Source organism: Pseudomonas sp. Mn2068 (assembly GCF_049319725.1).
GTDB classification, from domain to species: domain Bacteria; phylum Pseudomonadota; class Gammaproteobacteria; order Pseudomonadales; family Pseudomonadaceae; genus Aquipseudomonas; species Aquipseudomonas gingeri.
In genome coordinates, this window is the sequence record NZ_JBMOUG010000007.1 from 347,756 (window position 1) to 372,378 (window position 24,623).

A 24,623-nucleotide genomic window follows, 5' to 3' on the forward strand; every position below is an offset into this window, starting at 1 on the left:
TTTCAAATAAAGTTCAGAAAATTTACGTTTTCTAGAAATAAAAGTTGAATGGCGATGTGTTCGATGTTTTCGTGGAGTAAAATTATGACTGTGTATTGAGGGTGAGCTTTTCTAAGGAAAGTTGCTGTTCTGTATTTCATTCCAACACCCACTCCGCCAGTTTCCCCGTCACCTGGGTCATCAACACATTCTCGACATCCCTGGCACCCGCGGCGCTGCACTTGGCGAGTACGGCTTTCACAATCCCGGCATCAAACTCGAACTGCTTGCCGGTCGCGGCCTTGTAGCGCTCGCGCAGTTTCTCCAGTTTCGCCAGCACAATGCCTTCAAGGGTCGTTTCATCCAGTGGCCGATAAGGCACGATCGTCATGCGCGCCAGGAACGCCGGGCGGAAGGCTTGCAGCAATACCTTGCGCAGATGCTCGTTGAAGGCATCGGTGCCCAGTTGCGCAATGGGGGTATCCAGGATCAACTCCGCGCCGACATTGCTGGTGGCCAGCATCACGGTGTTCTTGAAGTCCACCACCAGCCCGGTACCGTCTTCCATCACGCCCTTGTCGAAGACGTTGTAGAAGGCTTCCAGTACATCCGGATGGGCTTTTTCGATTTCGTCCAGCAGCACCACCGAATAGGGTTTGCGCCGCACGGCTTCGGTCAGTACGCCACCGCTGCCATAGCCGACATAACCGGGCGGGGCGCCTTTCAACTGGCTGACGGTGTGGGCTTCCTGGTATTCGGAGAGGTTGATGCTGATCAGGTTGCGTTCGCCGCCATACAGGGCATCCGCCAGGGCGTAGGCGGTTTCGGTCTTGCCCACGCCGGTGGGGCCGAGCAGCAGGAACACTCCCACCGGTTTCTGCGGGTCGGTCAGCCCGGCGCGATAAGCCTGCAGGCGCTGGGCGATGGTTCCCAGCGCGGTGGTCTGGCCCATCACCCGCTGGCCCATGCGCTGGCCGAGGGTGCGTACGGCGTGGGCTTCGTCGGCGAGCATCTTGCCCACGGGAATCCCGGTCCAGCCGGCAATCACCGCCGCCACGGTTTTCGAGTCGACCTGTTCCGGCACCAGCGGATCGTCCTGGCGGATGGCATCGAGCCCGGCTTCCAGGCGCACCAGTTCGGCAGCCAGGGTATCGATGCGGCCATCGGTTTCCTGGTCGGATTTACCGTTGTCCAGGCTGTCGCTCAGGGCCAGCAATTCACGGCGTTTTTCCAACAGCTCGCGTACTGCCTCGCGCTCTTCGCCCCAACGGGTTTCCAGCTCGCGGATGGCTTGCAGATTGCCCGTGGACTCGCTTTCCAGCACGGTGATGCGTTCGCGGTGGTCCAGTCCCGTCGCCTGTTCGCGGCGCAGACGGTCGACTTCCTCCTTCAGGCTCTGCTGGCGATGGCGCAGGCTTTCCAGCGGAGGCGGCACGTCATGTTGACCGAGGGCGACCCGGGCGCAGGCCGTGTCGAGAATGCTGATGGCCTTGTCCGGCAACTGGCGCCCGGAGATGTAGCGATGGGACAACTTCACCGCGTCGTGAATCGCGGCATCCAGCACTTGCACACCGTGGTGCTGTTCCAGCTTGGCCGCCACCCCGCGCAGCATCTCCACGGCGGTGGCTTCGTCCGGTTCTTCCACTTGCACCAGCTGGAAACGCCGGGCCAGGGCGGGGTCTTTCTCGAAGTATTTCTTGTATTCCATCCAGGTGGTGGCGGCCAGGGTGCGCAACTCGCCCCGGGCCAGCGCCGGCTTGAGCAGGTTGGCCGCGTCGCTGCCGCCTTCGGCGCCGCCCGCGCCGATCAGGGTATGGGCTTCATCGATAAACAGGATGATCGGCTTGTCGGCACCGCGCACCGCATCGATCACCCCCTTGAGGCGTTGCTCGAACTCGCCCTTGACCCCGGCCCCGGCCTGCAACAGGCCCAGGTCCAGGACCCGCAGGCTGACTTCCTGCAACGAGGGGGGGACATCGCCGGCGGCAATGCGCAGGGCCAGGCCCTCGACCACCGCGGTCTTGCCGACCCCGGGGGCGCCCACCAGGATCGGGTTGTTCTGCCGGCGGCGCAGGAGGATATCGATGCACTGGCGGATCTCGCCGTCGCGGCCGACGATGGGGTCGATTCGCCCGGCGTGGGCATCGGCGGTCAGGTCCTGGGTGTACTGGTCCAGCACCGAGTCCTGCGCCGAGTTGCGGTGGGCGGGCTTTTCCGTGGCAGTGGCAGCCGAACGTTTCGGCCCGGTATGTTCGCGGGAGTTCTCGGTCCATTCCAGCAGATTGCTACGCAGGGCATCCCGGGGGATTTTCAGCAATGACGAGGCGCTGTTGAGCAGCAGGCTGCGCCGCTCGTCGCGGTCGAGCAGGGCCAGCAGCAACAGCCCCGAGCGAATGCTGTCGAGGCCGAGCACGCTGGCCTGGACCACCGCGTCTTCGAGCAGGCCGATGGTCTGTGCCGACAGCGCCGGGGTCCGGGTGCTGCCGGACTTGAACAGTTCCAGGGCCTTGTTGATCTCCGCCGACAAGGCATCGCGCTCCAGGCCGAAGCGCGGCAGCAGCCAGGCAAAGTCGCCGCCTTCGATCTCCAGCAGTTCCAGCAGCAGGTGCTCGATTTCCACATAGTGATGACCCCGTTGCAGGCAGCGCTGGGCAGCCTTTTCCAGGGCGCGACGGTTGTCGGCGTTGAGGCGTCCGATCAGGCTGCCCAGTTCCATGCTCAAGCGATCTCCAGTTGGCGCAAGCGGGTTTCGATCCGTTGCACATGCTCAGTGGGTTGCGCTTGCAGGCCGCCATTCCAGCTCAGTTGCGGCGGTGCGACGCTGTCGAGGGTCATCGGTCCGGCGCCGCGGATCAGCAGGGTCAGGCTGCAATCCAGGTCGGGGCCGAAGTACAGGCCGGCGAGGGCGGCCAGGGCCGGATGCGCTTCGCCGTCGGGGAGAAAGCGCACGGCCTGGTGATTGGGCAGCGGGCCGAGGGTCAGGCGGATGCCGGCATGTTCATCCCAGACCCGCGTGCCGGCGACGGCATCGCGGCCCAGGGTCAGGTTGCGGCCGCCGGGCTGCATGCGACTGCGGCTGGCCGGGGGGATTTCCCGCCAGGCGCCGATATAGGCCTCGGCTGCCACCGCGACGTTGAAATGCTGGCGTACCACCGCCGCGAACCCCGCCAATGAGCGTCGCCCACCGGCAAACAGCGCACTGCGCGCCAGTACCGCCGCGTCGGGCAGGGCGCCGCGGTCATGCAGGGCCTTGGGCAGCAGGCCACTGAGGGCGCGCAACTGGCGGTGTACCGGTGTCGCGGCGGGCAAGGCAAAGCCCACGGCGACCCGATGCTTGCGCATCACCCGATACAGCAGGCTGATCAGTCGATGCTGGAACAGATCGAGGAATTCGGCGGGGGCGTGGTCCTTCTGTCGGGCCCGTTGTTGCAGCCATTCCTGGTCGGCATAGGGCAGTGGCCCATCAGGGCCGCCGAGACCGAATACCGGCGTGGTCAGCACCGGCTGCCGCCCCTCGGTTTCCTTCAGACTTTCCACTTCGCTGCTGGGAAACAACGGCGTCAGCGGGCCACGTAGACGCACGGCTTCGGCATCGGGAGCGGTGCCGGTGCCCAGCGGCACGGCCTGCGGACGTTCGCATTCGAGCAACAACAGAGCCTGCAGCAGCTCGAAGGCCTGCGGGTCGTCACGCAGTTGCCGACTCAGAGGGACAGTGGCTGGCCGGGTTGGGGTTGCCATGTCTTGACCTCCTTGTCGGACTGGACCAGCACCGTGCGCACAAAGCGGTTGGCGGTGGCATAGAGTGAGAAGAACTGCGCCAGGACCGCGGAAAACAGCACCGCGCTATGGCCGACGAAAAGTTGCGGATCCAGTTGCACCCGCACTTCCAGGCCATTGCGCCAGCCGCGCCAGGCATCCTCGCCGACATGGGCGACCACCCGTTCGCAGGCCAGGCCCAGCAGGCCTTCGATCTGCCGGCGGGCACTGGCCTCGTCGCGCAGGTTGTGCAATTCGAGGATTTCCTTGAGGGCATCGAGGGCCTGCGGGCCTTCCACCAGTGACAGGTGATTGAGGGTCAGTTGCGACACCAGCTTCCAGCGCGATTCACCGCCCAGGTGCGGCAGACTCTGCGGGCTGGGCGGATTGCGCAGGCGTGCCCAGGCCACCGGTCCCGGGCGCTCGAAGCCCAGTGGCGTCCCGGCACCGAGGCTTTGTGCCAGGTGCCGGTTGGTGCACAGCAATTCGGCGGTGACGCTGTATTGCGGCGCGTCCTCGCGGGGTTTGAAGCGGGTGTCCACCAGGCTCAGCATCAGGTCGCTGCCCAACCGATTGGGCGTCAGCCCGGTGATGCGGCGGGCATGCCAGTACAGATGGCTTTCGCCCAGCGCATGCTGGCTGCCGTAGTAGGCCGGGACCTTCTGCACACCCTGCGGGGTCATGGCGCGCAGGCCGTGAATGCTGTGGATCTCGACGCTGTTTTCCCGATGGCTGTCGGCGATCAGCCGGTATTCGCTGCGGGTGCCGTCCGGGCGCAACGGTTCCGACGTACGCGGGAACAGGTTGAGTGCCGGGCTGCAGCCCAGCACGATATCGCTGGCCTGCAGGTGCAGGCGACTGCCGGGGGTGTGATCGAACACGAAGTACAGGTAGAGGCTTTCACTGTCGTCCCGGCCACCACCGAAGGGCACGTCGAAGAAGCTGAACTTGTCCGGAAAGGCGAAGTACTCGGCCAGCAGGCGCAGGCCCGGATGGACGCCGTCTTCTTCCGGCAACAAGGCCTCGTCGCCGGCGAAACCGACAATCCGTGGCAGGCCGCCGAGGGGCCGCGGCGGGCTGCCGGGCGGACCGGCGAGCACCTGGGTGGTATGGGCGCCGAGCAGGTCATAGAGCCTGGCGTTGACCACCGGCGAGGCGGCCAGGTGCAGGCGCAACTGTTGGGCTTCCAGCTCCGACCAGAGGGTCTTGCCCTGGCAACGAAAGCTCAGGCGCAGGGCCGAGCGGGCCTGGTTGGCCCCGGTCAGTGCCTGGGCTTCATCACTGTCGAGCAACAGCGCCTCGGTGATCTCCAGCGGCCACAGGTTGACCTCGGCGCTGGTGCGGAAATGGATGCTTTCGCCCTTGCGGGTGGTGACGAACAGCGGTGTGTCCCGGGGCAGGCGATAACCGGCGGCCAGGTTGCCTTTGCTCGGGTCCGGCTGGAACTGGACGATGGCGCAGGAGGGCAGGGGGCGCACGGCCAGGGGATAGAGCTGTTCCAGCAGGGCGTCGCTGAATTCCGCGTAGTCATCGTCCAGCCGGCGTTGCAGGCGTGCGGCCAGCAGGGCGAAACCTTCCAGCAGGCGTTCGACATGGGGGTCGGGGCATTCGCCCGGCGACAGTTCCAGGCGGCGGGCCACCTTGGGGTATTGCTGGGCGAAGATGCCGCCGGCATGCCGCAGCCAGGTCAGTTCCCGTTGGTAATAGTCGAGCAGTTCGGCATCAATCGAGTCGCTCATGGCTGACCTCGAGACCCTGGTGGGTCTTCTCGATGACAAAGGCCACCGGCCAATGTCGATGACCGCTGCGCAGGGCGCCATGCAGGACGATGCTCAATTGCTGGGGCTGGCCTTCCACCGGTTGCACATCGACCTCGTCGAGGGCCAGGCGGGGTTCGAAGTGTTCCACGGCCTGGCGGATTTCCCGGGCCAGCTTGCGTCGGTCGTCGCTGCGCTGGCCTTGCAGTGCAGTCCAGTCGGCGACGCCATAATCGAGAATGCTGGGCGGCGAGGTCAGGGCCTCGCGCGCCCGGCGCGTGTTGAACAGGCGCAGCAGTTCGCCGCGCACCGAGTCGGCCAGTGCCTGGTGATCGAAGGCTTCCAGCGCCTGCACTTGATCCTCGCCACCGGCGAGGCGCTCGAACAGCGGGGGAAGAATACCGGTCGCTGACATGGCCGCCCGGCTCCCTTACTTGACCAGCTTGTTGGCAGCCATGTCCCAGGTCGAGGCGGCCGTGCCTTCCTTGGTACCGTCGTCTTTCTGCGCGGTGAGTTCCCATTTGATCTTGGTGAAGTTCAGCGAGATGGTTTCCACCGGCTTGCCGCCGGCACCGCCGCTGACGCTGACGTTGGACAGCACCACATTGGTCAGGGTGTAGATGATGAACGGCAGCAACTGCCCGCTGCCTTCGGCGGCGTTACGGCCGATGGTGATCTTCGCCTCCGGGATCGGTTTGCCGGCGCAGCAGTATTCATTGAGCGACGGGGTCGAGGTGTCGACGAACTTGGTCAGGGTGAATTCGCCGATATGCGGTTTGCCCGACGTCCGTTCCGAGTTGCTGACGTCGTTGGTCACTTGCATCGCCACGTTGTGGCTGTAGGACATGATCTCGATCTTGTCCTTGTAGCCCTCGAGCAGGCTGTCGCCTTTGATGTCGCCGCCGAGGTCGAGAATGATTGCATCCATCGCCTGAAACTCCTGAAAGGGTGGTCACTGCAAAGAAGGGGGAAACCCGCCGGCCAGGTGGTCGGCGGGCACAGGCTCAGGCTGCGACCGGTGGTGGCAGGCTGGCGACCAGGCGGATCGAAGCGGTCAGCTCTTCCAGCTGGAAGTGCGGCCGCAGGAACACCGTGGCGCGGTAGGCACCGGGCTTGCCGGCGATTTCCGTGACATCGACGCGGGCTTCGCGCAACGGGTATTGCGCCTTGATTTCCTGGGGCGCGTTGTCGTTGATCAGCACGTAGTCGGCGATCCAGTTGTTGAGGTAGGTCTGCACGTTGTCGCGGGTCATGAAGCTGCCGACCTTGTCGCGCATGATCACTTTCAGATAGTGAGCGAAGCGCGACGCCGCCAGCACATAGGGCAGCATCGCCGAGATCCGCGCGTTGGCGTTGGCCTCGTTGGTGTTGTAGAGCTTGGACTTGTTGGTGGTCTGGCCGCCGAAGAAGACCGCGACGTCGCTGTTCTTCTTGTGGCACAGGGCGATGAAGCCGAGGTCGTTGAGCTCCTTCTCGCGGCGGTCGGTGATCGCCACTTCGGTCGGGCACTTGAGCGACAGGTCGCCGGAGCTGGTGCGGAAGGTATGGGCCGGCAGGCCTTCCACCGCGCCACCGCCTTCGGCACCCCGGATCGCCGCGCACCAGCCGTATTTGGCAAAGGCCTCGGTGATGCGCTGGGACAGGGCCCAGGCGGCATTGCCCCAGAGGTATTTGCTGTGGTCCGAGCCGTTCACGTCTTCGACGTAGTTGATGCCTTCCACCGGCTTGGTGTCGGGGCCGTAGGGCAGGCGCAGCAGGGTATGCGGCAGGACCAGGGAAACATAACGCGAGTCTTCGCTTTCACGGAAGGAGCGCCACTTGATCAGTTCCTGGCTCTCGAAGATCTTCGACAGGTCGCGGGGCACGGCCAGTTCGGTGAAGCTGGTCATGTCGAACAGTTTCGGGCTGGCGGCGGCGATGAACGGGGCGTGGGCCGCGGCCGCGACATTCGACAGTTTCTCCAGCAGGCCGATGTCCTGGGGGTGGCGACCGAAGGTGTAGTCGCCCACCAGCAGGCTGTAGGGATGGCCGCCGAGGGTGCCGTATTCGTCTTCGTAGATCTTCTTGAATAGCGAGCTCTGGTCGAATTCGACGGCTTTTTCCAGGTCGTTCTGCAGCTCTTTCTGGCTGACATTGAGCAATCGCAGTTTCAGCCGCGAGCTGGTCTCGGTGTTCTGCACCAGCATGTGCAGGCCGCGCCAGGAGGCTTCAAGCTTCTGCATGTCCGGGTGGTGATAGATTTCGTTGAGCTGGGCGCTGATCAGCTTGTCGATCTGGCTGATGCGGTCGTTGATCATCGCCACGGTGTCTTTGTCGATCGCCATGCCTTCATCGAGGACCTGGGTGGCGAACTCCGCGAGCATGTCGCGGGCATATTCCTGCTGGCTGTCGTCGTGGGCCATGCGCCCGTCGGCAATGATCTGGTCCAACAGGGATAACGTCTGGGTACTGCCTTCGCTGCTGGTATTTTCGGCACTGGCTGAACTGGGCATGACAAATCCTCCGTGAGTGGGTGGGCGATCAGGCTTGTGGCTCTTCGGCAGGGGCGACGCCGTCTTCGTTGGCGGCCGGGGTGTCCTGCACGCGGGCGGACGACTTGATCTCCTGCAGGCCTTCGGTGTTGGCGATCACGTCGCGCAGCAGCTTGTCCAGGTCGTCGTTGCCGTCGAGCTTGGTCAGCAGGTCGCGCAGGCGCTGGCGGGCCTCGAACAGGCGGCGCAGCGGGGTGACCTGTTCCACCACCTTGACCGGGTCGAAGTCGTCGATATGGCCGAACTTCAGTTCGATATTGAGCTTGCTGTCGTCATTGGCCAGGGTGTTCCTGACCTGCAGCACCGAGCGCGGGGCGATGGACGTGAGGACTTCGTTGAAGTTGTCGCGGTCGATCTCGACGAAGCGTCGTTCGCTGAGTTTCGCCGGTGGATTGACGGGCTTGCCCGACAGGTCGGCGAGGATGCCGACCACCAGGGGCAGTTCCTTTTTCTCGATGGCGCCACCGGTCTCCACGTCGTAGGTGATCTGGACGCGCGGCGGACGAATCCGGTCGAGCTTGTGCTGGGTACTTTCGGCCATTTGGGCTGACTCCGATGCGTTGAGCGGGCGCAATGCATCGGTTGCCCGTGATCGCATCCCTTGCCGAACCGCGAAAGCCAGACAGGGGGTGGAGAATGCGATCCTGCCAATCCTTCGACGGTCCCTCCGATTCGTCGCGATGACGAACTACCCAAGAAGCTAGAACAGGTCTATAAAAAAGCAAGGCAAAACGCCATATGACCTACACAAGAAAGGGAAAATTCAACTTTGTGTCAGAAAATTCTTATATTTGTAGTCGCGCTGATACTTTCCGGCTGCTCGTTTTTCGGACCCAAGGTCGGTGTGGCGAGCCTCACGCTGGACGTGGCGCCCCTGGCCAACGACAACACGCCGATTGCCGTGGACTTCGTTGCGGTGAAGGACCCCGACCTGCTCAAGCAACTGGCAGGGATGAGCGCCAAGCAGTGGTTCGGCGAGCGTGAGCAGTTCCAGCGTGATTATCGCCAGCAGTTGAGCGTGTGGGGACTGGAGCTGGTTCCCGGGCAGTTTGTCGCCGAGCAGGACTTCCCGTTGAAGGGCGAGAAGGCGGCTGGACTTTTGGTGTTCGCCAGCTATAACACTCCCGGTGCGCACCGGCTCAGGCTAGACGACCAGCGGGAGGCCTGGCTGAAGTTCAACAGCCGGGAAATGAGTCTGTTGAATCCGGCCGATCGCTGATCCGCGCCGCTCAGGAGCACTATCGGATGTCGAAGGGAGACGTATGAGTCTGTTACCTGATGCGGTCTGCTGGTACGAGGGGATGCAGTTGCTGCCCCAGCACTTCCAGTTGCAGGGCCTGCGGGCCGAGGTCCTGGCCGCGCACCTGGCCAAGGCGGGCAACCCGTGGTTCTGGGGGGTCGAGCAACTGGAGATCGATCCCTCCGCGCTGTGCGCCGGGCAGGTGCGGATCCTGTCCCTGGAGGCCACCTTTCCCGACGGCTTGCCGGTGACCCTCGACGCCGCCGATGGCGCGCGCCTCGAGCTGGACGTCGGCGATGCCATCGATAACTCGATTCACTCGATGGTCACGGTGTACCTGGCGGTCACTCCGCTCTGGCGGGCGGGGCAGTTGCGCGAGCTCAAGGGCCGCCTGCAATCGTTGACCAGCGAGTCGCTGCAGGACCTCACCAGCGGCCAGAATCCGCAGCCGGTCACGGTCTGGCGGCCCAATCCGCACCTGTGCACCGACACCAACAAGGCCGATTCGGTGTGCCTGCCGCTGCTGCGTATCCGCAAGGAGGGCGGCGGCTTTGTCCAGGTGCCCTATGTGCCGCCGACTGCGCGGTTGCTGCCGGAGTCGCCATTGGGACGGCGAGTCGCGGCTCTGTGCGCGCGGAGCCGGGAAAAATGCCTGTTTCTCGCCGGTCGCCTGCGCCAGGCGCAACAGGCGGGCAGCCAGGAAGATGCCGCTGAAATCCGCCGCCAGCTCGGCGCGCTCTGGGCCCGCCTGCCGGAGGTCGAAGGCCTGTTGAACAGCCGCGTCGCCAGTCCCCGGGACCTGCATGGGCTGCTGCTGGGAATGGCCGGGGGCTGGTCGGTGCTCGACCCGCTGGCCGGTGTGCCGGCGTTCATGCCGCTGGATTATCTGGAACTGCAGCGCGGCTACGAAGAAGTGCTGAACTGGCTCGAGCTCGGCCTGGAACTGATCCGTGTCGGTTATCGCTGCCTGCCGTTCGAGCAGTCCGGCGAGCTGTTCTCCCTGCAATTGCCCGAGCGCCAGCCCGAGCAGCGCCTGGTGATCGGCCTGCGGATGCCCGCCGGGGCCGGTGAAAGCGCGGCGATCGAATGGCTGGAGCGCACCATCATCGCCTCCGACAGCAACCTGACCGTGCTGGCCCGGCAACGCATGCCCGGGCTGCGGCACCAGGTCATGAGTCGCCAGGAGCAGGTGGCCTACAGCGTCGGCGGCGACACCCGGCTGTTTGTCGTCGAGGCCCGCGGCGAGTGGTTCGACCCCGAGCAACCGCTGCACATCATCGCCCCGGCCTCGAAGCTGGCGGTCAACCCATGGCAGATCGTCCTGTTCGTCGAGCAGGCCAGCGAAGCACCGTAGTCAAGGAAGGGGAAGGCAATGCCAGATGGGAGCGTCGGAACGGGGTTGCAGCAGTCACCCTTGAGCAGCGCCTTTCGCCAGGCCTGGTTGGAGTGGCTGGAGGCCTGGAACGGCTTGAACAAGGACGACGAGGACGTGCCACGGCAGGTCGGCACGGTGGCGGAGTTTTCCACGAAGATCAGTCGCAAGCTCTGGCGCAGCGCGTTTGCCAGCGTCGGTGACTCGGCCGAGCATCAGGTCAAGGCCACGGTGTATGCCTTTGTCGCGCTGGTTGATGAAACCCTGTTGTACGCCACCTGGCCGGGACAGCCGACCTGGCAGAGCGACCCCCTGGAGTCGCTGCTGTATGCCTCGCGCCATGCCGGCGAGCAGATCCCCCTGGCTATCGAGAAACTCCTGGCCGACGAGATTCCCGCCAGTCGTGATCTTGCCAATGTCTACCTGCAATGCCTGATCCTCGGCTTCCATGGGCGCCTGCGCGGGGAAAGCGGGCTGGCCCTGCATGAGAAATGGCGCCATGCGCTGTTTGCCTTCGCCTGGCAGCGCGAGGCGGATTATGTCGATGTCAGCGATTGCCTCGAACGACCGAGCAACGTGCCGGCGCGGCGTCTGCCGATTCGCCAGTCGCTGCCGGACGGCCTGCGCCTGGGCCTGGTGATTCTCGCGGGGACGCTGCTGCTGATCGGTCTCAGCCACTACTTCTGGTACGACATCAACGCGCAGGTGCAATCGGCGATCCAGCAGGACGGCCCTGATGCTTCGGCGGAGCAGAATCCATGAGCCCGCTGGCGATTGTCGCGTGGGTGGTCGGCGTGCTGCTGGTACTGGCCTTGCTGGCTGTGGCGATCTGGTGGTTGCGCACCCAGAGCGGCGCGGCGATTCGCAGTTTCTACGGTGCCGTGCGGCACATGGAGCAGGAACAGGGAGTACAGGACCGCTACCAGTCGCCCTGGCTGTTGATGCTCGGCAACGATGCCCAGGGCGCGCAGCTGTGTTCCAGCTGGCACCTGCTGCCCACGGACAAGCCGGCCTGGTTCGGGCGCTGGTGGTCCGATCCCGACGGCGCGGTGCTGGTGGTGCCGGAGTCGTTGTTCCTGCCGGATGAAGGACTCAAGCTCAAGCGTGGCAGCTGGTGGCGCCTGCTCGGCCTGATCCTGCGCCTGCGTGCCCGGCGACCGCTGGACGGGGTGATCTGGACCGTCTCGGCCAGTCGCCTGTGGGATGACGAACAGGCGGCGGCCCTGGGCATCGCTGCCCGCCGGCGTTTCATCGATCTGTTGCAGCGCCTGGGCCTGAGCCTGCCGGTGTATGTGGTAGTCACCGAGATGGAGCAGATTCCCGGCTTCCAGGAACTGATCGCCGCATTGCCCAAGGAGTCCCGCGAACGGACCCTCGGCTGGACCTCGCCGTTCGCCCCGGAAACCCTCTGGCAATCGGAGTGGAGCGACCAGGCGCTGGACCAGGTGACACGGGTGCTGGTGGAGGCGATCACCGAAGTCGGCGCGTTGTCCGGGCACCTGGGCGAAGACCTGTACGGCCTGCCGGAGCGTTTCGAGGCCCTGCGCCGCAACCTGCAGACCCTGCTCGATCCGGTTTTCCAGGGCAATGCACAGAACGAGGCACCGCGCTTTCGCGGGATATATTTCACCGCCAGCGAGGCGCCGGGCTCGGCTCCGGTGTTTTCCGCCAGCGATATCCCGCTGCTGCAAAGCACCTTCTCGCGGCAGCTCTGGCAACGGCGGATCGTCGCCGAGCAGGGGTTGGCCCAGGTGGTGCCACGGCTGTTGCGGTTGCGGCAGCGCTGGCAGCGGGTGGTCGGTGTGACGGCGGCGCTTGTCGGGCTGGTCTGGGCGGTGGCGATGGTCTGGATCTGGCAGGACTCGCTCAAGGATGCCCGGGAACTGGCGCGCCTGCTGGAGGGGGCACAGAAGGGCTATGTCACGGTCGTCGATGATAATCACCGGCTGGGGCCGACCCGGCGCAATGTGCAGGCGTTCTGGCAACTGATGGAGCAGTCGCCGCGCTGGCACTTCACCTCACTGGTATTGCCGACCTCGTGGTTCTCCTATCTCGACCAGGAGCGTGACCAGATACTGCGGGAAGTGGCGATGAAGCATATGGTGCTGCCGCTGCGTGATCTGTTGCAGATGAACCTGACGCAACTCAGGGCGATCCAGAACACCGACCGGCGTCCCAATCTGGAAAGCGAGGATCCGGCGCAATGGCAGACCTACGTCAAGTCCAGGGACCTGGTGGAGCGGGCCACGGCGCTGGAACAGCAATACCTGTTGTTCACCAAGGCGGGGAACAACCGCAAGACGCCACTGGATGACCTGGCGTCCCTGGGCAACCTGGCCCTGGGCCTCAACCTCAACGCCGCGACGTTGCACCGGGCGGCGTTCTACAACCAGCATCTGGCGAAGATGGAGCTGTCGAACCTGATCCACCTGGACCTGCCCACCGAACGCCTGACCATCGGCGGTAACTTCAAGGAACTGATGGGGCGCTGGCTGGACCAGTATTACCTGGCCGAGAACTTCGTCCGCCAGGCCGGCTACCTCAAGCTGCACCTGGACCAGCTGGAGTCCGGTGCCGTGAATTCCCTGACGGAGCTGGAAGACCTCAAGGCGATGATTGACGACCTGCAGGCGGTCGTCAGCCTGACCAACTCGGCATGGAGCCGGGGCAAGGGCCAGGATCTGGTCCCCGGCTACAGTGCGCTGATGGACAAGGTGCGCCAGAGCGCGCTGCTCGGCGCACCACTGGAGCAGAGCCTGGAGGACCAGGCGTCCAGGCTGCAGCAGAGTTTCCGCGACCAGTGGATCGCCAAGGCCGGTTCCCGGGGCAACCTGCTGATCCAGCAGGGCAGCGGGCAACTGGTGTTGCAGGAGCATGTCCTGCAGTTGAACAACGCCATCGCGGCGCTGTTCCGTCGCGACTTCGTCGCCATGGCCATGCGCGCCGACGACAGCGCCGGGGGCAGTTATCAGAGCCTCGACAGCGACGGCCTGAACAATGCCCTGACGTATTTTTCCAGCTACAAGAATTACGCCAGCGAGGAAATGCCGCGTATCCCGCCGGCCTATCGCGGGCCGATGCTGCGTGCCGCCGAGAATGCCGCGGCCAAGGCCATGTGGCTGAGCCTGGAAAGCAGTCGTGGCCAGGTTCCGGGGACGGCGTCGTTCAATATCAAGACCGATCAGGCCCTGGCGGTGCAAAGCGCGTTCATCGAACTCAAGCGGGCGGACCTGGCGAGCAACCTGCAGAACTCCCTCAATCGCCGGGCACTGGCCGAGGTCGGCAGCGGCCTGGAGCAGATCAATGCGCAGGCGGTGTTCCATGAACGGGTCGATATCGACAGTTGGGACGGGTCGAAGAACCTCGGCCTGCAGTTGTTCCGGGCCAACGACGTACCGGACCTGAAGCTCGATCTCAAGCAGCAGTTCAGCAGCATGCAGAGCATTGCCGAGGCGCGGGCACCGGCGCTGGAGTGGCTCCGGGCCCAGCAGCAGAACCTGGGGGCGGGGGACTATGAGCGGTTCACGCGCCTGAACTCCCTGCACGATGAGTTGCTCAAGTACAAGGAACAGAACCCGGCCAGCTCGCCGGCGTTGATCGAGCAACTGGTCAGTCGCGACTTTATCGACATGGACGCCAGCAGTTGTGGACAGATCCTCTCGTCGGCCAACCTGCCGGCCGGCCAGGGTGAATTGGCGTTGCGGGCAGTGGCCTTGCAGCAGGGCGCGATGCGCCGTTGCCAGGCGTTGCAGCAGGCACAGGCGGTCAGTGCCTGGAACGAGCTGGCGGGCTACTTCAACCAGTACCTGTCCGAGCGTTTTCCGTTTTCCCACGGTATCCAGGCGACTGACGCCGAGCCGGCGCGGGTCCAGCACCTGCTGGAGCTGATCGATACACGCCTGCCCAAGGCCCAGGCCGGACTGGTGTTGAGCCAGTCACCCGAGCGGTTGGCGGCGGCGGATTTCCTCGAACGCCTGAAACAGGCGCGGGTCTGGCTCGGGCCCTTGTTCCAGCGTGACCCGAGCGGGATGATCGGCTTCGACATGGACGTGCGCTGGCGTACCGACCGCGAGGAGGAGCGGGGTGCTGACCAGGTGATCGCCTGGGGCCTGAATGCCGGCAGCCAGCAGATCAACTACCCGGGAGACGCCCAGCAGCGCTTGCGCTGGATGGTCGGGCAACCGATCCGCCTGACCCTGCGCTGGGCCCGCAACGGACCCGAGCGGCCGGTCAGCGATCCGTTGCAGCCGAGCCTGGCGGTGGCCGACCTGGAAGCCGGCTGGGAGTATGGCGGGCCCTGGTCGTTGTTGCGGATGATGCGTTCACACCTGTCGGTGATACGCCAGCCGAGCATGGACTACACCGATTTTCCGCTGACCCTGCGCCTGCCGGTGCGCGGTTCGGTCAATGGTGACAGCCAGACCACCATGTTTATCCGCCTGTCGTTGATGACCCAGGGCGGCAAGCTGCCGTTGTCGCTGGCCCCGCTGCCGGTGCGGGCACCGTCGTCGCCTTTTTCGAGTTTTGGCACGGCCAGCACCGTGACCGGTAATCAGGGGGCGTTATGAGTCAGCCGGATGGAGGATTGTCGCTGTTGGTGGAGCCGCTGCTCGAAGCGATTTCCGTGGACGCGCCCTGCGGGCAGAACCTGCGCTACGAAGCCGATTACGATCGCCTGCGCGAGCTGCGGCGCGAGGATGACACCAGCCTGCCCAAAGGGGTCTGGGAAAAGGAGATCAAGCGGGCCGAGTGGGCCGGCGTCGAACAGCTGGCCAGCGACATCCTGGTGGGGCGCAGCAAGGACCTGATGGTCGCCGCCTGGCTCGGCGAGGCCTGGCTTCATCGTCACGGGCTCGAAGGCCTGCAGGCGGCCCTGGCGTTGTTGCTGGGGTTGTGCGAGCGCTATCCCGAGCAGGTGCATCCGCAGGCCGAGGATGGCGACCAGTCCTGGCGGGTGACGCCGGTGGACTGGCTGGTGCGGCGCTATGCCGAGGTGCTGCATACGCGGGTGCCGTTGTTCGCCCCCGGTGGCAGCAACGGATTGGCCGGATTGAGTCTGTATGGCTGGCAGCAGTTGCAGGGCCGGCAAGTGCTCACCGGCGACAACAAGAACGCCAAGGCCATCGTCGAGACGGCGCGGCTGGAACAGCAGAAGGTCAATGAACTGATCCGCGCCACGCCGCTGTCCTGGTGGCTGCACAGCCAGAACCTGTTGCTGGCGTCGTTGCGCCAGTTGGAGGCGCTGGAGCAGTGGACCGACCGCTACCTGGGGGAACTGGCCCCGACCTGCAGGCCCTTGCGTGAGATCATGCAGGCCTTGAGCACACTGACCCGGGAGTTCATCGCCATGCACCCGCAGCAGCCGGAGCCGCCCGTGGCGCCGATCGAGAACACTGTCGAGGAGGACCGGGCGGTTGCGCCGGCACCCGCTGCCGAGGCCACGGAGCAGGCAACCCGCCCGGCCGCGCCGCGCAATCGCGAGGAGGCTTACCGGCAACTGCTGCTGATCGCCGACTACCTGGCGAAGACCGAGCCCCACAGCCCGGTGCCCTATGTGGTGAAGAAGGCCGTGGAGTGGGGCAACAAACCGTTGAACGAGCTGCTGTCGGAGCTGATCTCCTCCGATGCCGAGGCGCGGCGGGTGTGGACCTTGCTGGGCGTGTTGTGACAATTCTCGGGCAAGGTCGCTGGCCTGGCGATTTTACGTCTAGACTGTCGTGAGTATTGCAGCCAGAGCAGTGCAACAGGCCTTACTGTCCAGGGTACTGGTCGGGGCCGGATGTCTGTTTCACCTGGGAAAGGCAGTAGGCGCAGTGATCAAGTCAGTTCCCCGTCGTGTTGAAACGGCTTTCGAATGCCGGCGAGCAGGCGTTTGAGTCGTAGGGTGCGTGTTCACGTACCCATCAGTTGTAGCGCGTAGTCGATCGTCACCAGCACCCCCACGAAAACACCAATGTGCGAACTGCCAAGGCAGCGCTTTGTCCGTTCGAATGGGAGGGTGTCATGACTTGTCACTTGTCGGGTGTGCGATCCGGCTCATGGAAACGCGACGGCTTGTTCGCGTGGATTCTCTTCATGCTGACCGTTGCCCCGGCCTCATGGGCGGCAGACAGCCTCTTTACGATCGAACCCGCGCAATCGCCCCAGCAGATGCGGCAAACCACTGACCCGGCGTTGGTGTCGATCCTGGACGTGCAGGCGTTTACTTCGGTGCATCGGGTGCAGGCGCATGCGGATCTGCTGTCCGATCAACTCGATGTGCTGCAGATACCGCTGGGGGATGGTCGGATTGTCAGTGCGCACAAGCTGTTCTATCGCACCACTGCCACCGGGGCTGTCTGGCGCGGCGAGATCGCCGTGCCGGGAGCGGCCAGCCAGGGTAGTGCCGGGGATGAGAGGCTGATCGATCAACTGAATTCGGTGGTGCTGGTGCGCAACGCCGACCAGATCACCGGGATCGTCCGGGTGGGTGGCGAGGTCTACCGGATCCTGCCGCTCAATCAGGGCGGGCAGGTCCTGGTAAAGGTCGACCAGAGCAAGAAGCGCCACTTCGACGAGGAACACGATCAGGATCGGCATGTCATTCGCAAGGATTCGTCCGCGGCAACGCTGGAATCGGCAAGCGGGTCGCCCCCGCGTGACGGCATCAGCACGATCCGGGTGATGATCGTCGCTACGCCACTGGCGGTGGAAAAGCTCGGCGGCAGTGCGGGCTTTCAGGCCCAGTCCGCCCTGGTGATCGAGGAGTCGAACCAGTCCTTCGTCAACAGTGATATTCCCGCACGGTTCGAGAGTGCCGGCACCTATATCGCGAACTATGCCCAGCAGGCCCAGGCGGATGGCGATCGGTTGCTGGACAAGATCGAGAGCCGCACCGACCGCGATCTCGGTGCGCCGACCTGGGCACTGCGCGATGAGCAGCGTGCCGACCTGGTGGTGCTGGTGGCCGATATCCGTTCCTACTGTGGCCTGGCCAATCTGAACTCGACCAAGGCAACGGCCTATGGGGCGATCGACTGGACGTGTTTCTCCGACGGCACCACGGTGCAGCACGAAATCGGCCACAATATCGGTGCCGACCATACGCCGGAAGAAGCCCAGAGCAATGTGTTTCCCTACGGTTCCGGCCATCAGAAAACCTCGGGCGACATTCGTTGGTCCACGATCATGGCGCCTTACTGTTCCCGTTGCAGCGTGATCAATTACTGGTCGAACCCCTATCGCACCTACAAGGAGGCGCCCCTGGGGGTTGTGAACGTCAGCGATAACGCCAGGGTCTGGGTATTGCGCGCGCCGGTGGTGGCGAATTTCTACCCTGACCCGGTGGAGGCCAATCCGCCCTATGCGGTTGCCCGGGCAGAGCCTTCCGCCGTTACCGGGCCAACGGTGGTCCGGCTCGACGGCTCGCAGTCTTCCGACCCGGCGGGCGGGGCGTTGCGCTATCGCTGGGAGCAGACGGACGGGACTCCGGACGTGAGCATCACCGGCAGTTCATCCCGGGAGGCGCGGGCGAATATTCCTCCGGTGAACCGCAGCAGCCATTTCATCTTCCGCCTGACGGTAACCAATAGCGACGACCTGAGCGACAGCCAGGCCGTGACGGTCAGCGCCGAGCCGTCCAGCCCCGAGCCCATGGCCGTGATCACGGCCGACGGACAGGTCGAAACCGGCAAGTCCCTGGAGTTTTCGGCGGCGTCCTCCACGGGCAACCAGCTGACTTATGCCTGGAGCCTGCCCGGCTTCACCCCCGCCAGCTCCAGCAGCCAGCGCGTGAACGCGACTGCTCCGGCCACCGCGGGCAACCGTACCGTGCAACTCACCGTGCGCGACGCGCAGGGGCGCGAGAGCAGGAAAACCCAGGTTGTCCGGGTGGTCGCCGGATCCGGCGGCGGGGATGGCTGCATGCCGACCGACCCGAACGCCGGGCAATACCCGCAATGGGATACGCTCAAGACTTATGTCGGCGGCGATACCGTGCAGTACAACGGGGTGGTCTGGCGCGCCGGCTGGTCGAGCCGTGGTGTCTCGCCGGACAAGACCGACGCCTTCAGCCTGGTCAGCCCGCTGCCGGTGCCCTGGCAGGCCGGGCGGCCCTATGTCGCCGGCAACCAGGTGATTCACCAGGGCAAGTTGTATTCGGCCAAGTACTGGATAAACACCGCACCGCCGGGGGCTGCCTGGACATTGCTCGGTGACCATGCCTGTCCGTGAGCCATTGATGAAGCAGCACCCCGAGCCGGCTCGGGGCGCTGCTGGATCACTCGCTGAACACCTGCGCGATCAGCCAGAGATTCGCCCCGCTGATCACCACGAACAGCCCCCAGGCGAGGCCCTTGGTGTACCAGCGGTTGACGAACTCGCCCATCAGGCGTTCATCGCTGGTCATGCGGATCAGCGGGTACAGGGCGAACGGCAGCTGCAGGCTGAGCACCACCTGGCTCAGGACCAGCAGCTTGCCCACGGCCCCTTCGCCCATCAGCCAGACGCCGATAAAGGCCGGGATCAGGGCCAGTCCACGGGTGATCAGGCGGCGCTGCCAGCAGGGGATCTTCAGGTTCAGATAACCTTCCATGATGACCTGTCCGGCGATGGTTCCGGTGAAGGTCGAACTCTGTCCCGAAGCCAGTAGCGCGATGCCGAACAGGGTGCTGGCGAAGGCTCCGCCCACCAGTGGATCGAGCAGGTGGTAGGCGTCCTGAATCTCCACCACGTCGGTGTGCCCGGACTGGTGAAAGGCCGCCGCCGCGAGGATCAGGATCGCCGCGTTGACCAGCAGCGCCAGGGCCAGCGAACCGATGGTATCGACCCGCGCCAGGCGTACCGCGTCCTGGCGGCTGGCGCGGTCCCTGGCGACCAGCCGGGTCTGGACGATCGAGGTATGCAGGTAGAGGTTGTGGGGCATCACCGTCGCCCCGAGGATGCCGATCGCCAGGTACAGCGGTGCGGCTTCGCTCAGCGCTGACATCGATGGCTTGAAGCCGTTGAATACGTCCGGCCAGTAGGGCTTGATCAGCACCAGTTCGATGAAGAAACACACGCCGATGGTTGCCACCAGCACCAGCATGATCGCTTCCAGGCGACGGAACCCACGGTTCTGCAAAGCCAGGATCAGCAGGGTATCGAAGGCGGTCAGGACAATCCCGAAGGTCAGCGAGCAGCCCAGCAGCAGGTGGAAGGCGAGGGCGCAACCGAGCACCTCGGCCAGGTCCGTGGCGATGATCGAGACCTCCGCCAGCAGCCACTGGGTGCGCGCCGAACGAGGGCTGTAGCGCTCGCGGCAGAGCTGCGCCAGGTCACGACCGGTGGCGATCCCCAGGCGCGAGCACAGGCATTGCACGGCCATGCCCGCGAGGCTGGCCAGCAGCACCACGAACAGCAGGTTGTAGCCATAGCGCGAGCCGGCCTCGATTGCCGTGGCCCAGTTGCCCGGGTCCATGTAGCCGATGGACACCAGCAGGCCGGGCCCGGCGAAGCGCAGGGCGCGCTTGAAGAACGGCGCCCCGCTGTCGACTGCTATCGAGCCGTTCACCTCAGAGGGACAGAAGGGGGCGGTGGCAACTTTCGGCAGGCTGAATTTCACACGGCGATCCAAGGCTGAAGAGATGGGCATCCCAGCTTAGACGCTTGCAGGCTCCGGCCCAAGCCCTGTTGGTTGACCTTGGCATTGCGCGGGGACTCCCGGTTGGCGGCGAAACATATATTTACGAATCTATATGATAAGTATTCGCATAATCAAATAAATGTTTGAGCTACAGCTGCCAGGGGCGTGGAAGGTCGGCAAGAAGATTATTTTCGCGTCGTGTGTGACGGGTGTGGGCTTGTCGGGGCGGCATTGCGATGAAGGCGCCCTCGAGGGCGCCAGGAGCTTCGCGGGCAAGCCCGCTCCCACACCTGCCCGCTGCCGAGGGATCAGGCCTTGGTGTCGATGGACATGCTCGCGCCGGAATTGGCGAATTGTTGCAGGTTCTGCAATACGTTGATCGCCCGTTTGTACTCGGGAATCATGTAGTTGGCGAACTGCTCGTTCTTGGTCGGGCTGTTCTGCAGGCCGCTGATCTGGTTGGCGAAATAGTCCAGCGCGTTGAATTTCTCATTCGGTTTTTTCTGCGAGCCGGCGGTGGACAGCAGGTTGGCCGTGGTGGAACTGATCAGGCCCTGTTCCTTGAGGATATCGCTGTACTTGGCCAACTGTTCCGGGGTGACCGATTTCGGATCGAATCCCTGGAACTTCGACTGCAGGTGGTCCTTGGCCATCTTGTCCGTGTCGAGGGCCTTGGGATCGGGCTTGATGTCCTTGAGGACCTTGTCGGCGTTGGCCTTCTCGGTGTTGTTCTTCTTGGCTGCCGCGACATCCTGTTGCACCACCCGCGAACGCACGGCGGTGGCCCAGGCAGAGATCGAACCCAGGCTCATACCCGACCCCCAACGACTACGTGGCCGTGGGTTTCAGCATCGTGCCGGGGTCTTTGCGAGAAAACCATTGGGAATGTCCTGTCGAAAATAGGCGTGATAAACGAGTCTGAACAAGTGTATCGGCAGGGCAGAGAATATATTCATAAGTGTTACAAACTTTATACAAACCCCGAGACTTTCATCAGCGACAGATGCTTGCAGAGGTAGTCGACAAAGGCTCGCAGCTTCGGTGCCAGGTGCTTGCCCGATGGCCAGAGGATGCGAAAGGGCTCTTCGCTGGCGGTGCACTGGGGCAGTACGCTGACTAGCTGCCCGGAGGCGAGAAACCCGGCGATGGCGAATTCCGGCAGGTAGGCGATACCCAGTCCCTTGAGGGCAAAGCGCACCCGGGCTTCGAGCTGGTTGCAGACGACGGCGGAGGTCAGCTGGAATTCCGGCTCCAGTTGCGGATAGGGCAGCGGCCATTCCTGGAGCTTGCCGGTATTGGGGTAGCGAAACTGGATGCAGGCGTGGTGCCGCAGATCACTGGCGGTTTCAGGGGAAGGGTGCCTGGCGAAGTAATCGGGTGCGCCGACCAGCAGCATCCGGTAGGTGCCGAGGCTGCGTGACACCAGGCGCGAGTCCTGTATCTCGCCCGAGCGGATCACGGCATCGAAACCTTCCTCGATCACATCGACCCGGCGGTCGGTGAAGTCGAGGTCCAGGTCCACCTGGGGATAGGCCAACCGGAATTCGGCGATGACCGAAAGGAACGGCTCGCTGACCTGGGGCAGGCTGACCCGCAGGCGCCCACGGGGGGCCTGGTGCGCCTGCGAGAGTTCCGCCTGCGCGGCTTCTATCTCTGCCAGGATACGTCGGCTGCGGTTGAGGAACAGCGAACCTTCGGCGGTCAGGGTGACGCTGCGGGTGCTGCGATGGAACAGGCGCACTCCGAGTTCCTCTTCCAGGGCACTGATACGCTTGCCCACCGCGGAGGCAGTGACCCCGAGCAAGCGCCCTGCAGCGACGAAACTGCGGTTCTCAGCCACCTGCACAAAGACATTGAACGAGCTGACGCTGTCCATTCCTCCTCCTGTTCCGCCCGTGGAGCGTCCACGGGGCAGTGAGTCGATTGCGGAGATTTTACTCCGTAGTGAGTGGAGTCTAACCCTACTTACTCCGGATAGGGGGCCTGCTTAACATGAAGCCACCCTTCATCCATCGGTTTCCTGTCCATGAACACATCTACCATGTCCCGCTGGGAAATACCCTCCTACGGTGTCGACAAGCTTGCCCTGCAACCCGCGCCCATCCCGACTCCCAAGGCCGGTGAGGTGCTGGTCGAGGTGCATGCCGTTTCCCTCAATTACCGGGATCTCGTGGTCGCCGAAAACGGCATGACTGCCAACCTGGTGTTTCCCTTCACACCCGCCTCGGATATGGCCGGGCGCGTGGTCGCGGTAGGCGAGGGCGTTACCCGCTTTGCCGTCGGTGATCAAGTGATTTCGAGCTACATCACCCAGTGGATTGACGGCGCACCGCTGTCCTGGGCCGATTCGCCGACCCAGGGCGGTCCCATCCCCGGCATGCTTTCGGAGTACGTCGCTACCCCGGCCGATTGGTGTGTACGAGCGCCGACCTCGCTGTCGGCGGTCGAGGCCAGTACCTTGCCGATCGCCGCCCTGACGGCCTGGATGGCGTTGATCGACCAGGGCAAGCTGCACGCGGGACAGACCGTGGTGGTCCAGGGCACGGGCGGCGTATCCCTTTTCGCGGTGCAGATCGCTGCTGCCAATGGTGCCCGGGTGATCGTCACCAGCAGCAGTGACGACAAGATCGCCCGGGCCATCGAACTGGGCGCAAGCCATGGTATCAACCGCCACGCCACGCCACGCCACGCCACGCCACGCCCGACTGGCATACCGCTGTGCGTGAATTGACCGGCGGCCGGGGAGCGGAACATATCCTCGAAATGGCCGGCGGCGACAACATGCGCAAGTCGCTCCAGGCCGTGGCGCCGGGCGGGCGGATCTCGGTGATCGGCTTGCTGGAGGCCGATGAGGTGACCTTGCCGATCATGCCACTGCTGGGTACGCGAGCCTCCGTGGTCGCGATTGCCGTCGGACCGCGGCGCGCGCTGGAAGACCTGGTGCGCATGGTCGACCTGAGCGGACTCAAGCCGGTGGTCGACGCGGTGTACCCGTCCTCCCGGGGCCGTGAGGCCTACGCGCATGTCGAGCGCGGTGCGTTCGGCAAAGTGGTGGTGCAGGTACGCCAGCCCTGAGTGTCCATCCGTCCCTGGTTCCGGGGGCGGTTCCCCAACGATTTCCAGCGCCTCCATCCGCGGTTTGCGGATTGAGGCGGCTGCCTGCCTGAAAAGGATCCCGCCATGACAAATCCGATCAAGCCCATGAGTGTCATGCCGTTTATCATTCTGGGCCTGTTTGGCCTCTATACCCTTGAACTCGGCGTGGTCGGCATCCTGCCGATGATCGTGGAGCGCTTCCAGGTAACAGTGGCGCAGGCCGGCCTGCTGATGAGCCTGTTTGCCTTTATCGTCGCCCTGTGCGGTCCGTTCCTGGTGCTGTTTTTCTCGAACTACGACCGCAAGAAGATCCTGGTCGGCGCCTTGTTGTGCTTCTCCCTGTGCAGTGTGTTTTCGGCCTTTGCCCCCAACTACGCGACATTGATGGCACTGAGAGTGCTGCCGGCGATGCTGCACCCGGTGTTCTTTTCCGCTGCCTTTGCCGCGGCGATCTCGTTGTACCCGAGGCAGCGTGCCACCCATGCCACGACCGTGGCGTTTATCGGCACCACTCTGGGACTGGTGTTCGGCGTGCCGTTGACCACCTGGCTGGCGGACAGCTTCTCCTACGAGGTGTCGATCCTGTTCTGTGCCGTGGCCACCCTGCTGGCCGGTGCTGGCCTGTTGTTCAAGCTGCCCGCCCAGGTCAGGCCCGCGACGACCGGCTTCGGCCAGCAACTGGCGATCCTGCGCAAGGCGGCTGTACTGTTGGCTATAGCCGCCACGGTGCTGGTCTTCACCGCCAAATTCGCGGTGTACAGCTATGCCGCCCATTACCTGATGACGCAGACCGGGATGGATGGGCAGACCATCAGCCTGATGCTGGTGATCTTCGGTATAGGTGGGGTGTCGGGCAACCTGCTGGCCGGTCGCCTGTTGGCCAGGCATCTGGTGGCAACGGTGCTGGTGTTTCCGGTATTGCTGGCGGCAGCCTATGGGGTCCTGCACTTCTTCGCCACGCCGTCCTTTCTCGCGATGAGCCTGATCGTCTTCCTCTGGGGGGCTATCCATACCAGTGGAATGGTCATGACCCAGACGTGGATGACCAGTGCCGCGCCCGAAGCCCACGAGTTCGCCACCAGCCTCTATGTGTCATCGGCCAATGCAGGGATCGCCCTGGGCGCCTGGATCGGCGGAGTATTCATCGATGTCTATGGCATCCGCGGCATCCTGGCCTGTGGCCTGATCTTCGCGGCGCTGGCGTTGATCGTCATTGCCCTCAAGGCCATGTTCTATGGCGCCGGATTTGAGCGTCTGGCGTCAGTGCGGCGTGCGCTGGCCTGACGGCGGG

19 protein-coding genes are annotated in these 24,623 nt (G+C 64.2%); 9 read left to right on the forward strand and 10 right to left on the reverse strand.

The window, feature by feature from the left end:
* Positions 1 to 136: 136 nt before the first annotated feature.
* From tssH to tssB, 7 genes are all read right to left on the reverse strand, one after another.
* Complete coding sequence (gene tssH / locus ACL9RJ_RS18545; RefSeq protein ID WP_178990826.1) at positions 137 to 2,695, reverse strand: type VI secretion system ATPase TssH; 2,559 nt, start codon at positions 2,693 to 2,695, stop codon at positions 137 to 139.
* 2 nt (positions 2,696 to 2,697) lie between these two features.
* On the reverse strand, positions 2,698 to 3,717 hold the full coding sequence (gene tssG, locus ACL9RJ_RS18550) for a type VI secretion system baseplate subunit TssG (RefSeq protein ID WP_177118805.1): 1,020 nt from the start codon (positions 3,715 to 3,717) through the stop codon (positions 2,698 to 2,700).
* On the reverse strand, positions 3,681 to 5,474 hold the full coding sequence (gene tssF / locus ACL9RJ_RS18555; RefSeq protein WP_017129426.1) for a type VI secretion system baseplate subunit TssF: 1,794 nt from the start codon (positions 5,472 to 5,474) through the stop codon (positions 3,681 to 3,683). The genes tssG and tssF overlap by 37 nt, the downstream gene beginning before the upstream one ends.
* On the reverse strand, positions 5,458 to 5,907 hold the full coding sequence (gene tssE, locus ACL9RJ_RS18560) for a type VI secretion system baseplate subunit TssE (RefSeq protein WP_178990822.1): 450 nt from the start codon (positions 5,905 to 5,907) through the stop codon (positions 5,458 to 5,460). The genes tssF and tssE overlap by 17 nt, the downstream gene beginning before the upstream one ends.
* Positions 5,908 to 5,922: 15 nt before the next feature.
* The gene (locus ACL9RJ_RS18565) at positions 5,923 to 6,420 is read right to left on the reverse strand and encodes an Hcp family type VI secretion system effector (RefSeq protein WP_103033076.1); all 498 of its coding nucleotides are present in this window, start codon (positions 6,418 to 6,420) and stop codon (positions 5,923 to 5,925) included.
* 76 nt (positions 6,421 to 6,496) lie between these two features.
* Positions 6,497 to 7,984, reverse strand: coding sequence for a type VI secretion system contractile sheath large subunit (gene tssC / locus ACL9RJ_RS18570; protein WP_017129424.1), 1,488 nt, complete (start codon positions 7,982 to 7,984; stop codon positions 6,497 to 6,499).
* A gap of 28 nt (positions 7,985 to 8,012) precedes the next feature.
* Positions 8,013 to 8,564 (reverse strand): type VI secretion system contractile sheath small subunit, encoded by a 552-nt coding sequence (tssB, locus tag ACL9RJ_RS18575; RefSeq protein WP_017129423.1) that lies wholly within the window; start codon positions 8,562 to 8,564, stop codon positions 8,013 to 8,015.
* Positions 8,565 to 8,810: 246 nt separating this feature from the next.
* Here tssB and ACL9RJ_RS18580 point away from each other — a divergent pair, with 246 nt between their 5' ends.
* From ACL9RJ_RS18580 to ACL9RJ_RS18605, 6 genes are all read left to right on the forward strand, one after another.
* Positions 8,811 to 9,242, forward strand: coding sequence for a type VI secretion protein (locus tag ACL9RJ_RS18580; RefSeq protein WP_370590967.1), 432 nt, complete (start codon positions 8,811 to 8,813; stop codon positions 9,240 to 9,242).
* 43 nt (positions 9,243 to 9,285) lie between these two features.
* Entirely contained in the window at positions 9,286 to 10,617 is a 1,332-nt protein-coding gene (gene tssK, locus ACL9RJ_RS18585) for a type VI secretion system baseplate subunit TssK (protein WP_422765536.1), read from the forward strand.
* Between the two features lie 18 nt (positions 10,618 to 10,635).
* Positions 10,636 to 11,397: a DotU family type IV/VI secretion system protein gene (locus ACL9RJ_RS18590; RefSeq protein WP_177108992.1), complete on the forward strand. Its 762-nt coding sequence runs from the start codon at positions 10,636 to 10,638 to the stop codon at positions 11,395 to 11,397.
* Positions 11,394 to 15,203, forward strand: a complete 3,810-nt coding sequence (locus tag ACL9RJ_RS18595) for a type VI secretion system protein (protein ID WP_177118807.1) — start codon at positions 11,394 to 11,396, stop codon at positions 15,201 to 15,203. Before ACL9RJ_RS18590 ends, ACL9RJ_RS18595 begins: the two co-directional genes overlap by 4 nt.
* Positions 15,200 to 16,303, forward strand: coding sequence for a type VI secretion system protein TssA (gene tssA / locus ACL9RJ_RS18600; RefSeq protein WP_177118808.1), 1,104 nt, complete (start codon positions 15,200 to 15,202; stop codon positions 16,301 to 16,303). Before ACL9RJ_RS18595 ends, tssA begins: the two co-directional genes overlap by 4 nt.
* A 407-nt stretch (positions 16,304 to 16,710) precedes the next feature.
* On the forward strand, positions 16,711 to 18,846 hold the full coding sequence (locus ACL9RJ_RS18605) for a PKD domain-containing protein (RefSeq protein WP_422765537.1): 2,136 nt from the start codon (positions 16,711 to 16,713) through the stop codon (positions 18,844 to 18,846).
* 46 nt (positions 18,847 to 18,892) lie between these two features.
* Here the strand turns inward: ACL9RJ_RS18605 and ACL9RJ_RS18610 are convergent, their stop codons facing one another.
* The 3 genes from ACL9RJ_RS18610 to ACL9RJ_RS18620 form a co-directional block, all read right to left on the reverse strand.
* Complete coding sequence (locus ACL9RJ_RS18610) at positions 18,893 to 20,215, reverse strand: Nramp family divalent metal transporter (protein WP_017129416.1); 1,323 nt, start codon at positions 20,213 to 20,215, stop codon at positions 18,893 to 18,895.
* 329 nt (positions 20,216 to 20,544) lie between these two features.
* Positions 20,545 to 21,048, reverse strand: a complete 504-nt coding sequence (locus ACL9RJ_RS18615) for a hypothetical protein (RefSeq protein ID WP_017129415.1) — start codon at positions 21,046 to 21,048, stop codon at positions 20,545 to 20,547.
* A 158-nt stretch (positions 21,049 to 21,206) separates the two neighbouring features.
* Positions 21,207 to 22,112: a LysR family transcriptional regulator gene (locus ACL9RJ_RS18620; protein ID WP_017129414.1), complete on the reverse strand. Its 906-nt coding sequence runs from the start codon at positions 22,110 to 22,112 to the stop codon at positions 21,207 to 21,209.
* A gap of 150 nt (positions 22,113 to 22,262) precedes the next feature.
* Between ACL9RJ_RS18620 and ACL9RJ_RS18625 the strand changes: the two genes are divergently transcribed.
* The 3 genes from ACL9RJ_RS18625 (at position 22,263) to ACL9RJ_RS18635 (ending at position 24,616) form a co-directional block, all read left to right on the forward strand.
* Positions 22,263 to 22,967 carry a zinc-dependent alcohol dehydrogenase family protein gene (locus ACL9RJ_RS18625; protein ID WP_422765538.1) on the forward strand — a complete coding sequence of 235 codons (705 nt, stop codon included), beginning with the start codon at positions 22,263 to 22,265 and terminating at the stop codon, positions 22,965 to 22,967.
* Positions 22,955 to 23,311 (forward strand): zinc-binding dehydrogenase, encoded by a 357-nt coding sequence (locus tag ACL9RJ_RS18630; protein WP_422765539.1) that lies wholly within the window; start codon positions 22,955 to 22,957, stop codon positions 23,309 to 23,311. Before ACL9RJ_RS18625 ends, ACL9RJ_RS18630 begins: the two co-directional genes overlap by 13 nt.
* A gap of 105 nt (positions 23,312 to 23,416) precedes the next feature.
* Complete coding sequence (locus ACL9RJ_RS18635) at positions 23,417 to 24,616, forward strand: MFS transporter (protein ID WP_017129412.1); 1,200 nt, start codon at positions 23,417 to 23,419, stop codon at positions 24,614 to 24,616.
* The last annotated feature ends 7 nt before the right edge of the window (positions 24,617 to 24,623 follow it).